The organism is Streptomyces chisholmiae, assembly GCF_031845445.1.
Lineage (GTDB): Bacteria > Actinomycetota > Actinomycetes > Streptomycetales > Streptomycetaceae > Streptomyces > Streptomyces chisholmiae.
This window is the reverse complement of the sequence record NZ_JAVREO010000001.1, coordinates 179,373-192,506: the sequence shown is the minus strand read 5'-3', so window position 1 is coordinate 192,506 and position 13,134 is coordinate 179,373. Positions and strand designations below refer to the sequence as shown.

General features: G+C 76.4%; 11 protein-coding genes. 7 read left to right on the top strand and 4 right to left on the bottom strand.

Features of this window, described 5'->3' with window-relative positions:
- Window positions 1–184 precede the first annotated feature (184 nt).
- Both RM844_RS00810 and RM844_RS00805 read left to right on the top strand, forming a co-directional pair.
- Window positions 185–634, top strand: coding sequence for a VOC family protein (locus RM844_RS00810; RefSeq protein ID WP_311663466.1), 450 nt, complete (start codon window positions 185–187; stop codon window positions 632–634).
- 79 nt (window positions 635–713) lie between these two features.
- Window positions 714–1,100: an Imm32 family immunity protein gene (locus tag RM844_RS00805; RefSeq protein WP_311663465.1), complete on the top strand. Its 387-nt coding sequence runs from the start codon at window positions 714–716 to the stop codon at window positions 1,098–1,100.
- 330 nt (window positions 1,101–1,430) lie between these two features.
- Here RM844_RS00805 and RM844_RS00800 read toward each other — a convergent pair whose 3' ends face one another.
- The gene (locus RM844_RS00800; protein ID WP_311663463.1) at window positions 1,431–2,399 is read right to left on the bottom strand and encodes a threonine ammonia-lyase; all 969 of its coding nucleotides are present in this window, start codon (window positions 2,397–2,399) and stop codon (window positions 1,431–1,433) included.
- Between the two features lie 96 nt (window positions 2,400–2,495).
- On the opposite strand from RM844_RS00800, the gene RM844_RS00795 reads away from it, so the two are divergent.
- Window positions 2,496–3,521 carry a LysR family transcriptional regulator gene (locus RM844_RS00795; protein WP_311663461.1) on the top strand — a complete coding sequence of 342 codons (1,026 nt, stop codon included), beginning with the start codon at window positions 2,496–2,498 and terminating at the stop codon, window positions 3,519–3,521.
- A gap of 67 nt (window positions 3,522–3,588) precedes the next feature.
- On the opposite strand, the gene RM844_RS00790 is transcribed toward RM844_RS00795, so the two are convergent.
- Window positions 3,589–5,109, bottom strand: a complete 1,521-nt coding sequence (locus RM844_RS00790; protein WP_311663459.1) for an HtaA domain-containing protein — start codon at window positions 5,107–5,109, stop codon at window positions 3,589–3,591.
- Window positions 5,106–6,629: an HtaA domain-containing protein gene (locus tag RM844_RS00785; protein ID WP_394814380.1), complete on the bottom strand. Its 1,524-nt coding sequence runs from the start codon at window positions 6,627–6,629 to the stop codon at window positions 5,106–5,108. Before RM844_RS00785 ends, RM844_RS00790 begins: the two co-directional genes overlap by 4 nt.
- A 153-nt stretch (window positions 6,630–6,782) precedes the next feature.
- Here RM844_RS00785 and RM844_RS00780 point away from each other — a divergent pair, with 153 nt between their 5' ends.
- From RM844_RS00780 to RM844_RS00765, 4 genes are all read left to right on the top strand, one after another.
- Complete coding sequence (locus RM844_RS00780; RefSeq protein ID WP_394814379.1) at window positions 6,783–7,826, top strand: heme/hemin ABC transporter substrate-binding protein; 1,044 nt, start codon at window positions 6,783–6,785, stop codon at window positions 7,824–7,826.
- Between the two features lie 155 nt (window positions 7,827–7,981).
- Complete coding sequence (locus RM844_RS00775; protein ID WP_394814406.1) at window positions 7,982–9,085, top strand: FecCD family ABC transporter permease; 1,104 nt, start codon at window positions 7,982–7,984, stop codon at window positions 9,083–9,085.
- A gap of 5 nt (window positions 9,086–9,090) precedes the next feature.
- Window positions 9,091–10,008: a heme ABC transporter ATP-binding protein gene (locus RM844_RS00770; RefSeq protein ID WP_394814405.1), complete on the top strand. Its 918-nt coding sequence runs from the start codon at window positions 9,091–9,093 to the stop codon at window positions 10,006–10,008.
- A gap of 620 nt (window positions 10,009–10,628) precedes the next feature.
- On the top strand, window positions 10,629–12,101 hold the full coding sequence (locus RM844_RS00765) for an exopolysaccharide biosynthesis polyprenyl glycosylphosphotransferase (RefSeq protein WP_311663455.1): 1,473 nt from the start codon (window positions 10,629–10,631) through the stop codon (window positions 12,099–12,101).
- A 23-nt stretch (window positions 12,102–12,124) separates the two neighbouring features.
- On the opposite strand, the gene RM844_RS00760 is transcribed toward RM844_RS00765, so the two are convergent.
- Window positions 12,125–13,066: a GDP-L-fucose synthase family protein gene (locus RM844_RS00760; RefSeq protein ID WP_311663453.1), complete on the bottom strand. Its 942-nt coding sequence runs from the start codon at window positions 13,064–13,066 to the stop codon at window positions 12,125–12,127.
- Window positions 13,067–13,134: the final 68 nt, after the last annotated feature.

The following is a 13,134-nucleotide window of genomic DNA, read 5'->3' as shown; positions in this document are numbered from 1 at the left end:
GCAGCCCGGCAGGTTCTCGTAGTACGCGATGGTGACCCAGTCGGGGTAAGGGGCGCGGTCGGCGGTCATGGCACCGATGGTGGCAGTCGCCGAGCCGGCGCACCAGCCCTACGTCCCGGGACCGGTCCCGCGTGCGACCAGCGCCCGTGGTGGGCCGGCGGCGCGGGGTGTCACCGTGGGGCGCATGACCAACGACTGGCCCGAGCACCTGGCGGTTGGCGCCGTGCGGTTCGCCCGCCCGACCGGCAGGTTCGAGGAGATCATCACCTTCTACCGCGACGATCTCGGCCTGCCGGTGCTGGCCGAATGGCGCGACAAACAGGGCCACAACGGGGTGGTGTTGGGGCTGCCGGACGCCCCGGTGCACCTGGAGATCACCCAGAACGAGGACCCACCCGTGGTGCCGCCGCCGCACCCGGAGAACCAGCTGGTGCTCTACCTGCGCGGCCCCGCCGCGCGGGACGCGGCGGCGGCCCGGCTCACCGCCCGCGGGCACCGGCCGGTGCCGGCGGCCAACCCGTACTGGCCGGAGCGCGGCGGGCTGCTCTTCCCGGACCCGGACGGCTGGCTGGTGGTGCTGGCCCCGTGGGTCTTCGGCCGGGACCCGGTGCCGACGCCGACCCCGCCGGCCTGACGCCACCGGCCTGCGTCCGGTCGGGAGCGGCCGGCCCGGCGCGGCATCATGGAGGCCCGACCCCGAGGGAGTGCCGCCGGTGCGACTGGTCTCCGATCCCGCGTGCGACGAGGTGGTGCTCACCGCCTCGGCGGCCGAACTGGCCGCGCTGGCCGAGGCGGTGGCCGCCGGCGCCGGCCTCCTCGACGCCACGGCGGCCGGGGCCGGTGCTGCCCTGACGGGGATCGAGGTCACCGGCACGGCCGGGCCGGGGGTGCGGATCGCCCGCGACGCCGGCCGGCGCGTCCTGGTGATCAGCGGGGACGCCGCCGCGCTGGCGGTCCTCGCGGACAACCTGCGGGCCATAGCGACCGCGACGGACAGCGGCCACCTGCACATCGACCACTTCCCCGAGCACCCCTACCTGGTCGCCGGGTCGGTGCCGGTCGTGGTCGACAGCCCGCACGGGGGCATGCCGGCCCGCTGATGGCGCGCCGGCGCAGGCGCCGCCCGGCGCTTGGCCGCGCCTACGCCGGCGCCGGCCACTCTCCTGCCGTGCTCGCCGCGCGCTCGGCCCGGCCGAGCCTCCCGATCGGGACCACCGTCCGATCCCGCCCGCAGCCGCGTCGGAGCCGCGCCCGGATCGGAACCGCCTCCGAACCCCAGCCGCCCGCGGACTGAGACCACTTCCGGATCAGCACCGTCTCCCCATCGGGCCACCTCCCGGTCAGCGCCGTCTCCCGTCGGGGCACGCCCCGACCAGGCCGCCCACCCCGGCCGGAGGCCGTTGCCGCCCCGGCCGGAGGCCACCTCGCGCTCAGGCCGCGCTGGCCAGGCCCAGTTGGCCGCGCAGCTCGTGCTCGCTGGCGTTGGCGCCGGTACAGACCACCGCAACCCGGCGGCCGGCGAACCGCTCGGGGTGGGCCAGCAGCGCGGCCAGCGCGGCGGCGCCGGCCCGCTCGGCCAGGGTGTGCGCGTCCCGCATCAGCACCCACTGGGCCTGGCTGATGCGCTCGTCGTCCACCAGCAGGAAGTCGGCCAGTCCCGGCCCGAGCAGGCCCTGAGTGAGGGCGAAGCCGGAGCCGACGGCCAGGCCCTCGGCCCGGGTGCGGTTGGGGCGGCTGAGCAGCCGGCCGGCGCGCCAGGAGTCGTGGGCGGCCGGCGAGGCCGCCGACTGCACGGCGATCACCTGGCAGCGCGGGGCCAGCGCCTGGGCCACCAGGCAGGCCGCCGCCGCGCCGCTGCCGCCGCCCACCGGCACCACCACGGCGTCCAGGTCGGGCGCCTGCTCGAAGATCTCCAGGTAGGCGGTGGCGACGCCGGCGATCAGCGCCGGCTCGTCCGCCGCGCTCACCAGTCGGGCGCCGCGGGCCGTGGCCAGCTCGGCGGCCCGCTCGGCGGCCTCGCCCATGTCGGCGCCGGCCTCGATCAGCTCGGCGCCCAGCGCGCGGACCGCCGCGGCCTTGCACGGGTTGGGGTCGGTGGGCATCACGATGGCGCAGGGCACCCCGTGCCGCCGGGCCGCGAAGGCCAGTGACTGGGCGTGGTTGCCGGTGGAGTAGCCGACGATGCCGGCCTGGCGTTCCGCCGGGCCGAGTCCGGCCAGCAGGTTGAGCCCACCGCGCACCTTGAAGGCGCCCGTGGGCTGCACGTTCTCGTGTTTGACCAGCACGGTCGCGCCCGTGGTCGCGTCCAGCGCCGGATAGTTCCACATCGGAGTCGGGGGCAACTGGCCGGCGATGACCCGGCGGGCCGCCAGCGCGTCGGAGATGGTCGGCTGGAGCATACGGGCACTGTCGCACGGAGCGGACGCATAGCTCCAATGCCGGTTTTCTCTCCTTCCATCGATGTCGTCTATGAGTGCTGGTCTAGGCTCGGCTCCATGTGGAACCTCACCAGACTGCGGGTGCTGGTCGCCGTGGCCAGGGAGGGCTCGGTGACCGGCGCCGCCGAGGCGCTGCACTACGCCCAGCCCTCGGTGAGCCACCACCTGGCCAGGCTGGAGTCCGAGCTGGGGGTGGTGCTGGTGCGCCGGGTGGGGCGCGGGGTGCTGCTGACCGACGCCGGCCGGCTGCTGGTGGCGCGGGCCGAGGAGATCCTGGGGCGGGTGGAGTCGGCGCGGGCCGAGGTGGCCGCGCACGCCGGGCTGCGCACCGGCCGGGTGCGGCTGGCCGCCTTCCCGTCCGCGCTGGCCACCCTGGTGCCGCCGGCCGCGGCCGCGCTGGCGGCCGAACACCCGGGCGTGGAGCTGGCGTTGACCGAGGCGGAGCCGCCGGCCGCGCTGACCGCGCTGCGCAACGCCGACGTGGACGCGGCGCTGGTCTTCGCGCACGACGACCCGCCGCCAGGCGACCAGCGCAACACCACGCTGCTGCCGCTGCTGGAGGAGCCGCTCTACCTGGTGACCAGGGCGGGGGACGCGGACCCGGGCGAGGCGCCGGCGGCCCGGCGGCCGGGCGGGCTGGCCCGGCACGCCGGGGACAGCTGGATCGCCGGCTGCGAACGGTGCCGGGCGCATCTGACGGCGGCTTGCGAGCGGGCCGGTTTCGCGCCCCGGATCACCTTCGAGACGGACGACTACGTGGCGGTGCAGGCGCTGGTGGCGGCCGGGCTCGGGGTGAGCCTGCTGCCCGGGTTGGCGCTGGCCGCGCACCGCGACCGGCGGGTGCGGGCCCAGCTGCTGCCGCACGAGACGCGGCGGGTGGCGCTGGCCGTCTACGGCACCTCGCCGGCGCCGGAGCCGGTCCGCGCGTTCAGCGAGGCACTCCAGCGGACGGTGACCGAGCAGCGATGGGTGGCGGCCGGCGGGGAGACCGGCGGGGACGGGCCGGGGATCGGGAGGGCCGGCGGGGACGGGCCGGCGGGCGGGGACGGGGAGGACGGGACGGGCCGGGTGACCGAGGGCTGAGGCCGGGCCCGGCCCGACCCCGGCCCCCGAGGGGGGAACCGGGGCCGGGCCGGAGCCGGCCGCCTGGTCAGCCCTGGGGGCGCGGGCGCATCCGGGAGTAGCGCACGGCCGCGGCGCCCGCCAGGGCGAGCGCGCCGGCGCCGCCGAGCAGCGCGAGCTGCTGGCCACCGGCGCCCGTGGCGGCCAGCGCGCCGCCGTTGGCGCCGCCCTGCGGGCCGGGGCCGCCGGTCGCGCCGCCGGCCTCGGCACCACCGGTGCCGCCGGTGCCGCCCGGGTCGCCGTCGGGCAGCCGCGCGTCGTCGCTCAGCGCCAGCGAGACGTTGACCGGGTCGAGCGCCTCGCCCGCCTCGTAGAAGCCGCCGAACGCCTCGGCGCCGTCGGCGGTGAGGGTGGCCGGCACGCCGGCGAGGGTCAGCACGTCACCCTCGGGGTTCAACGCGTCGGCCGGCAGGTCGAGTTCGGCCAGGGTGAGGTCGTCGTACTCGGTGACCTCGCCGGTCTCCCGGTCCTTGGACGAGACGTCGGCGACCAGGGCGCCCTCGGTGCCGTCGATCTCCACGCTCAGCTCGCTGAACCGCAGGTCCAGCGCGCCCTCGTGGCCGGTGAACCGGACGCCGCCGGCGAAGTCGCTGGCCAGCGTGCCGGCCTCGGCGTCGAGCGCGCCCGAGGCGTCGGGGAAGCGGTAGCCGTCGGCCAGTTCGCTGGCGCCGCCGGAGAGTTCGACCTCGCCACCGGCGATGGGGCCGGTCACGTAGGAGCGGAAGGACTCCTTGACGCCCCAGTCCAGCCGACCGTCGACGACCTCGCCGGAGACCTCACCGGGGTCGGTGCCCGGGTCGGTCCCCGGGTCCGTCCCCGGGTCGGTACCGGGGGCAGTGCCGGGGTCAGTTCCCGGGTCCGTGCCCGGGTCGGTACCGGGGTCGGTGCCCGGGTCCGTGCCGCCGCTGCTGCCCGGGGTGACGGTGAGGGTCGCCGGGTCCAGGGCCGTGCCCTCCGGGTACATCGCCGAGCCGTGGTACTCGAAGGCGGTGGCGCCGTCCGCGGTCAGGGTGGCGGGGATGTCGGCGAAGACCATCGCGCCGCCGTCGCCCCGCCCCGGGGACACCCCGGAGAGGTCGAGGGTGGCGAACTCGACGTCCTCGGTGGTGGCACCGGCCACGGTGACGTCCGCCAGGATGGTGCCGGTGGTGCCCTCGGTGACCACCTGGAGGTCGGCCAGCGCGAGGTCCAACTCGCCGTGGTGGCCGGTGAAGTGGACGCCGCCGGGGAAGGCGCTGGTCACCCCGTGGTTGGCCAGGTCATAGGTGCCGCTGCCGCCGCCGAAGCGGAAGCCGGTCTCGGTCGCCTCGGCGCCCCCGGTGGGCTCCGCGCTGCCGCCGGCGATCGGGCCGGTGATGTAGCGGCGGAAGGACTCCTTGACGCCCCAGTCGAGCTGCGCGTCGGCGAGTTCGATGACCTGCGCGGGCGCGGCGTCGTCCGCCACGGCCGGGCCGGCGAACGCGGTGACGCTCAGCACGGTGGCGCACGCCACGGTGAGCAGCGAGGCGCCCCGGCGCGCCGCGCGGGCGGGGAGGGTTCTGGTGGTCATGAGCGGGGTGTCTCCTCGGAGTCGGAGCTGGTCGCTGACGGGTCAGCGGAGTGATCGGTGGGGGTGGCGCGACGCCTGCGTCGCGCGAGGGGATACGCGACGGCGGCGAGTGCCAGCAGGGCACCGGCGCCGAGCGCGATCAGCGTGGGGGTGACGCCGCCGTCGTCGTCGGCCGAGGTGGCCTCCGGTTCGGCGGTCGGCTCGGGGTCGGCGGCCGGTTCCGCCGGGGCGGTCGGCTCGCTGCCCAGGTCGGGCAGCGGCGGCAGCGTGGCGTCCTCGGTGACGGCCAGCGCCAGGGTCAGCGGGTCCATCTCGGTGCCCTCGGCGTACAGGCCGGCGAAGGCGGCCGAGCCCTCGGCGGTCAGCGCGGCCGGCACCTCGGAGAGCAGCACCAGGCCGTCCGCCGGGGCGAGTTCCTCGGCCGGGAAGGTGACCAGCGGCTGGTCCTCGGCGGTCTCGCCGGCGGTGTGCACGTCGGCGGTGAGGGTGCCGGTGCCGTCCGCGACGGCCACCCGGACGGCGTCCAGGGTCAGGTCCAGGTCGTTGCCGGTGAACTGGACGGCGCCGGTGAACTCGGCCTCGACGGTGCCGGCCTCGGCGTCCCACACCCCCTCGGCCAGCGGGAAGCGGAACAGCGCCCCGCCGTCCTCGGCGCCGTCCGACAGCGCCCAGGAGCCCTCGGCGATGGGTCCTGTGACGTACTCGCGGAAGGTGCGGCGGACGCCCCAGTCCACGGCGGCGGCGGCCAGTTGGGCCGGCCCGCCGGCCGCCTCGGGCTCCCCGTCGCCGGCGCCGTCCGCCTCCTCGGCGTCCGCGTCCCGGTCGTCGGCCGGGGGCTCGTCGGCCGGCTCGTCGGCGGCCGGCTCCTGGCTGTCGGCGGTGAAGGAGACCGGGTCCAGCGGGTCGCCGGCCTGGTAGTAGCCGGCGAAGGCGGTGGCGCCGTCGGCGGTGAGGGTGGTGGGCGCGCCGGTCACCGCGATCTGGGTGCCGCCGCGCAGGTCGATCCCGGTCAGGTCGACGGTGGCCAGCGGCACCTGGCCGCGCTCGGTGACCTGCCCGTTGCCGCGGTCCTTGGAGCGCATGTCCGCGTGCAGGGTGCCCGACTGACCCGAGACGGACAGCGAGGGGTTGCTGATGGTCAGGTCCAGCTCGTAGGAGCCGTCGTCCTTCTGGTGGCCGACGAAGCGCACGCCGCCCGAGTAGCCGGCGGTCAGCGCGCCGCTGTCCGGGTCGTAGCCGCCGCTGGCGGAGTGGAAGCGGAACTGGCTCTGGCCGACCGTCGCGGCGCCGCCGCTCAGGCTCCAACTGCCGCCGGCGATGGGGCCAGTGACATAGGTCTGGAAGGAGGCCTTGATGCCCCAGTCCAACCGGCCGCCGGCCACCGGGCGTTCGACCGTTGGCCGGTCGGGGTGCGCCGCCTGCGCGGTCCCGGCGGCCAGTGGTCCGCAGAGCGCGGCGAGCGTCAGAAACAGCACGGCGGTCAACGTGAATGTGGTGTGACGCAGCGCTTTGGGCAGCATCAAAGGTCCTCCCAGGGCACCCGGGGCTCAATGAGGCTAGGTTAGGCTAACCTAAGCTAATCCGGGCTCGGGGGGTAGCCCCGCCGCCCGAACCACGCCAGGGGCCGGCCGGTTGGCCGCCCCCGGCGGAGCCCCCAGAAAGGTGGAAGCGCGGTGGCCCCTCACTCCGGACGGCTGCTCGGCAGGCTGATCGCCGCCCTGGCCATCCCCCTGTCCCTCGTGCTGTTGCTGACGGGTTGCGGTGGCGGCGCCGACGGGTCGGACGCGACCGGCGGAGCCGACGCGGGCGGTGCCACCCCGGCGGCCCCCGACCGCGTCGAGCCGCTCGAAGGCCCGCCGCCGGAGCCGGCGTTGCCGACGACCGTCACCTCGGCGGACGGCACCGAGGTGACCGTCGAGTCGGTGGACCAGGTGGTACCGCTCTCCGGCTCGCTCTCCGAGCTGGTGTTCAGCCTGGGGCTCGGCGACCGGGTGGTGGCCAGGGATGTCTCGGCCACCTTCGAACAGGCCGCCGACCTCCCGGTGATCACCCGCGGCCACGACGTGTCCGCCGAGGGCGTGCTCTCGATGCGTCCCGACCTGGTGCTGGCCGAGTCCACCACCGGACCGGCCGAGGCCGTCGACCAGATCCGCGCGGCCGGGGTGCCGCTGGTGGTGCTGGACCCGGCGCTCGAACTCGACGACGTCAACCGCCGGATCGCGGCGGTGGCGGAGGCACTGGGCGTGCCGGAGGCCGGCGAGGCGCTCGCGGCGCGCACCACGGAGCGCGTCGAGGCGGTGCGCGCCGAGCTGCCGACCGACGGGGACCGCCCCCGGGTGGCCTTCCTCTACCTGCGGGGCAGCGCCTCGGTCTACCTGCTGGGCGGCGCCGAGTCCGGCGCGGTCTCGCTGATCGAGGCGGCCGGCGGGGTGGACGCCGGCTCGGAGTCCGGCCTGGACAAGGACTTCACGCCGATCACCAGCGAGGCGCTGGCCGCCGCCGCGCCGGACGTGGTGCTGGTGATGACCAAGGGACTCGAATCGGTGGGCGGGGTCGACGGGCTGGTGGAGATCCCGGGCATCGCCCAGACGCCGGCCGGGATGAACCGCCGGGTGGCCTCGGTGGACGACGGGGTGCTGCTCAACTACGGCCCCCGTACCGACCAGGTGCTGGCCTCGCTGGCCGAGCAGATCCACGCCGGGGAGCCGGCCTCGTGACCGCGCCCACCGCCGCCGGGGCGGCCTCCGGCCCGGGCGATAAGCGGGACGGCCGCGCCGCACCGGACCGGGACGGGCCGGCGGGCGGCGACGCGTCGGGAGCCGTCGAGGCGACGGGCGGCACGGGGGCCGGCGGCGAGGCGGCTGGCGGCGCGGTGACCGGCGGCGCGGGGGCGGGGGTGGAGGCTGGGGACGCCACAGCGGCCGGCGAACGGGCGCCGCGCGGCCCGGGGTTGGGCCGGATCACCCTGCTGACGCTGGGACTCACCGGCGCGTTGGTCGTGGTCACGCTGCTCTCGTCGGTCACCGGCGCCTACTCGATCCCGCTGAGCGACGTGATCGGCTCGGTGCTGCACCGCGCGCACCTGGGCGGCGAGCCGCTGGACCAGGTCGGCGAGAGCGTGCTGTGGAACGCCCGACTGCCACGGGTGGTGCTGGCGCTGCTGGTCGGTGCCTCGCTGGGCTGCGCCGGGGCGCTGATGCAGGGCGTCTTCGGCAACCCGCTGGCTGAGCCGGGGGTGATCGGGATCTCCTCGGGCGCGGCGGTGGGCGCCGTGGTGGCGATCGCCTTCGGGCTGGACTTCCTCGGCAACTGGACGATCACCGGTGTCGCCTTCATCACCGGTCTTGGCACGGTGTTGTTGGTCTATCTCCTGTCCCGATCGGACGGGCGCACCGAAGTGGTCACCCTGATCCTCACCGGGATCGCGGTGAACGCCTTCGCCGGCGCCCTGATCGGCCTGTCCATCTTCTTCGCCGACAACGCGCAGATCTCCGAGATCACCTTCTGGCAGCTGGGTTCGATGGCCCAGGCCACCTGGCCCAAGGTGGTCGCGGTGCTGCCCTGCGCGGCGATCGGGCTGCTGATCGCGCCCTGGTACGCGCGCCGGCTCGACCTGCTGGCGCTCGGCGAACGGCCCGCCCGCCACCTGGGGGTGGACGTGGAGCGGCTGCGGGTGGTGCTGATCCTGGTCACCGCGCTGCTGACGGCCGCCGCCGTGGCGATGGCCGGCGTGATCACCTTCGTCGGGCTGCTGGTGCCGCATCTGCTGCGGATGGTGGCCGGCCCGGGGCACCGGTTCCTGCTGCCCGGCAGCGCGCTGGGCGGCGCGCTGGTGCTGGCCACCGCCGACCTGGTGGCACGCACCGCGGCGGCCCCGGCCGAGCTGCCGCTCGGGGTGCTGACCGCGCTGATCGGCAGCCCGTTCTTCTTCTGGCTGCTGCGCAGGACCCGTCGCCGGCAGGGAGGTTGGGCGTGATCAGGTTGCGGGGCAGGACGACCGCGACACCGACGGAGCGGCCGCCGGGCGCGGTGCTCGCGGCGGCCGAGGGACTGACCGTGCGGCTGGGCGAGCGGCCCGTGCTGCGGGAGGTGGACCTCGCGGTCCGGGCGGGCGAGGTGCTGACCCTGGTCGGCCCCAACGGCGCCGGCAAGTCCACGCTGTTGGCCGCGTTGGCCGCCGACCTCGCCCCGTCGGAGGGCACGCTGCTGGTGGACGGCCGGCCGGCCGCCGACTGGACCACCAGGGAACTGGCGCTGCGCCGCTCCGTGTTGCCGCAGGCCGCCACCCTCTCCTTCCCGTTCCCGGTGGTCGAGGTGGTGCGGATGGGCCGGGCGCCGTGGGCGAACACGGCGGCCGCGGACGAGGACGAAGCGGCCGTCGCCGAGGCGATGGCGGCCACCGACGTCCTGGCCTTCGCCGACCGGCCGTTCGGCGCGCTCTCCGGCGGGGAGCGCGCCCGGGTGGCGCTGGCCCGGGTGCTGGCCCAGCGCACCCAGCTGCTGCTGCTCGACGAGCCGACCGCGGCGCTCGACCTGCGCCACCAGGAGCAGGTGATGCGGATCTGCCGGGAGCGGGCCGCCGCCGGGCGGGGCGTGGTGGTGGTGCTGCACGACCTGGGCTTGGCCGCCGCCTGGGCCGACCGGGCCGCGGTGCTGCACCGGGGGCGGCTGGCCGCCGCGGGCCCGCCCGACGAGGTCTTCACCCAGGAGTTGTTGAGCGAGGTGTACGGGCATCCGGTGCGGGTGCTCCGCGACCCGGACACCGACGCGCCGCTGATCGTGCCGGAACGACCCGGCCGGCGCGCGGGCGCGACGGGGAGCGCCCGGGAGCGGGTGACGGCCGCCAGCCGAGCCGCGCCACCGCCGGTGGCGCGGGAGCGGGGCGTGTCGGGGGGCTGACCAGGGCCGGCGGGGGCGCGGCGCCCGCGCCGGGCGGCGGCCGGTACTCATGGCGCGCGGGCGACGGCGGAAAGTTACCGCGAACGCCGGGCGAACGACTCGGAGATGTTCTAGCCTTTTCAGCGGCAAGGCGCGCACTCACGGCGGTTGAGGACGCGCCTTCTCCTTGTCGTCTTGTCACCCTCAGTCGTTCCCGGTCATTCTTAGTCGCCGCCAGCCGTTAGCCGTCCGCCATCAGCCGCCAGCCGCCAGCCGCCAGCCGCCAGCCGCCGCCAACTGCCCGTCCCACACCGACACTCCGTTCCACCCCCCGCCGTCCCCGCCGTCCCCGCAGCCGTCTCCCGGTTCGCCGCCGACGCCGCCGCCCGCCACCGGGCCGTGGCCGGCCGGCCCGGGCCCCGCTCCCGGTCCGTCCCCGCCGGCCCGGCGCCCTCGCCCCGTCGTCCCACCCGTCCCCCCGCGCCGCCCGGTCGTTCCGCCGTGGCGGTCCGCTCCGCCGCTCCGTCGCCACACCGTGCTCGACCGCTCTCCTGCTCCACTTCCCGTCGCTCGCTCGGCGTCACCCGCATTCACCGCTCGGGGGGGATATGCGCCATCCAGACATCTCACGTACCCGACGGGTGCGAAGACCGCAGGTCCCGCGCCGCCGGGCGCTGCCGCCGGCGGGCACCGCCCGCTGGTACCGGCCGGTGGCCCTGACCTCGGACGCGCTCGGCGCCTTCGTCCCCGTCCTGACGGTCTACTACCTCACGGCCCAGCCGAGGCCGTTGGCCGCGGCCACCGTCGCGACGCTCGGCTGGCTCGGGTTACGCGCGGCCCACCACCGCTACCGGCGGGGCGCGCTGGGCGAGAGCCGCGGGCTGTTGGCCTCGCTGCACGACTGGCTGCTGCTGCTCGGCCTGCTGGCCGGGCTGCGGGCCGTCACCGGCGAGCGGTCGGAGGTGTCCGCCGCCGCCCTCGGGTTGCTCTGGGCACCGCTGGTGACCTCGTTGACCAGTGCCGCGCTGCACCGCCACCTCACCGGGCGCCGGCACCGTGCCGAGGCGGTGCGCCGGGTGCTGGTGGTGGGCGAGCCGGACACCGTCGACCTGGTCACCGCGCGGCTGGCCGCCGGCACCGACCACGCCTACGTGACGGTCGGCGCCGTCCTGCTCGGGCCGGGCGAACTGACCAGCGGCGCCCCGCCGCTGGCCCGGCTGCCAGCGGCGGCCCCGGCCCACTCCCCCGCCGTGCCGGACCTGGTGCCGGCCGGCACCGACGGCTCCGTGGTGCTGTCCGCCGCCCGCCAGCAGTGCGCCGACCTGGTGCTGCTGGTGCCCGGCGCCCGGCTCTCCGGGGACCGGCTGCGCCGGCTCAGCTGGTCAGTGCAGGACGCCGGGCTGGCCCTGACCGTGGCCACCGGGCTGACCGAGGTGGCCCGGCACCGGGTCACCGTGGCCAGCGCCGCCGGGCTCAACCTGCTGCACGTGGCGCCGCCGCCACGCCGGGGCGCGGCCGTGCTGTGGAAGTCGGCCCTGGACCGGGTGCTGGCGGCGCTGGCGCTGGCGCTGCTGGCCCCGCTGCTGGCGCTGCTGGCGCTGGCCGTCCGGCTGGACTCGGCGGGCCCGGTGCTCTTCCGGCAGACCCGGATCGGCCACCGGGGGACGCCGTTCACGCTGTGGAAGTTCCGCACCATGGTGCCGGACGCGGCCCGGCGGCGGCCCGCCCTGGAGTCGGCCAACGAACACCGCGCCAGCCCGCTCTTCAAGATCCGCCAGGACCCGCGGATCACCCGGCTGGGCCGGCTGCTGCGCCGCACCTCGCTGGACGAACTGCCGCAGCTGGTCAACGTGGTGCGGGGCGAGATGGCCCTGGTGGGGCCCAGACCGCCGCTGCCCGACGAGGTGGCCCGCTACAGCACCGTCGAGCTGCGGCGGCTGACCGTCCGGCCGGGGCTGACCGGGCCCTGGCAGGTGAGCGGGCGCTCCGAGCTGTCCTGGGACGAGGGCCTGGCCCTCGACCTGAGCTACACCGACAACTGGACCCTCACCGGCGACCTGGACGTGCTGGCCAGGACCGTGCGCGCGGTGGTCAGCGGCCGGGGCGCGTACTGAACGGCCCGCCGATGACCCGTCGTTCACCCCGGGCGCTGGGCGCGCCACCAGGCGTAGGTGTCGGCCAGCCCCTGCGCCAGCGGTATCTCCGGCGTGAAGCCCAGCGCGCGCAGCCGGCTGATGTCCAGCAGCTTGCGCGGGGCGCCGTCCGGCTTGCCGGTGTCCCAGCCGATCCGGCCCGGGTACCCCACCACCGAGGCGATCTCCCCGGCCAGCTCGGCTATCGAGAGATCCGCCCCACAGCCCACGTTGAGCGCCAGCTCGCCGTCGTAGGACTCCAGCAGCAGCCGGCAGGCCCGGGCCAGGTCCGCGCTGTGCAGGAACTCGCGGCGCGGCCGGCCGCTGCCCCAGAGCGTCACCTCGGCCCGCCCCTCCCGCCTGGCCTCGTCCAGCCGGCGGATCAGCGCCGGCAGCACATGGGCCGTCTCGGGGTCGAAGTTGTCCCGGGGGCCGTAGAGGTTGGTCGGCATGACCGCGATGTAGGAGCGGCCGAACTGCCGCCGGTAGGACCGCACCTGGGCGATGCCGGCGATCTTGGCCAGCGCGTAGGGCTCGTTGGTCGGCTCCAGCGGGCCGGTCAGCAGCGCCTCCTCGGGGATCGGCTGGGGCGCCTCACGCGGGTAGATGCAGGAGGAGCCGAGGAAGAGCAGCCGGTCCACGTCGGCCGCGTGCGCCCCGGCGAGCACGCTCAGCTGGATGCGGAGGTTGTCCTCCAGGAACGGCACCGGCTGGGTGGCGTTGGCCATGATGCCGCCGACCCGGGCGGCGGCCAGCACGACCGCGTCCGGCCGGAGGTCCCGCAGGTGGGCCGCGGTCGCCTCGGCGTCCCGCAGGTCCAGCCGGTCTCTGGGCCGGGTGAGCACCTCGTGGCCGGCGGCGGTCAGCGCCGCGGCGATGGCGGAGCCGGCCAACCCGCGGTGCCCGGCCACGAAGATCCGCGCCTGGCGCGGCAACAGCGTCTTCATGGGTGGGGATTGTGCCAGGCAGCACTGACAGCGACCGGCCGCACGACGGTCGGTGACGCTCGCCCGGC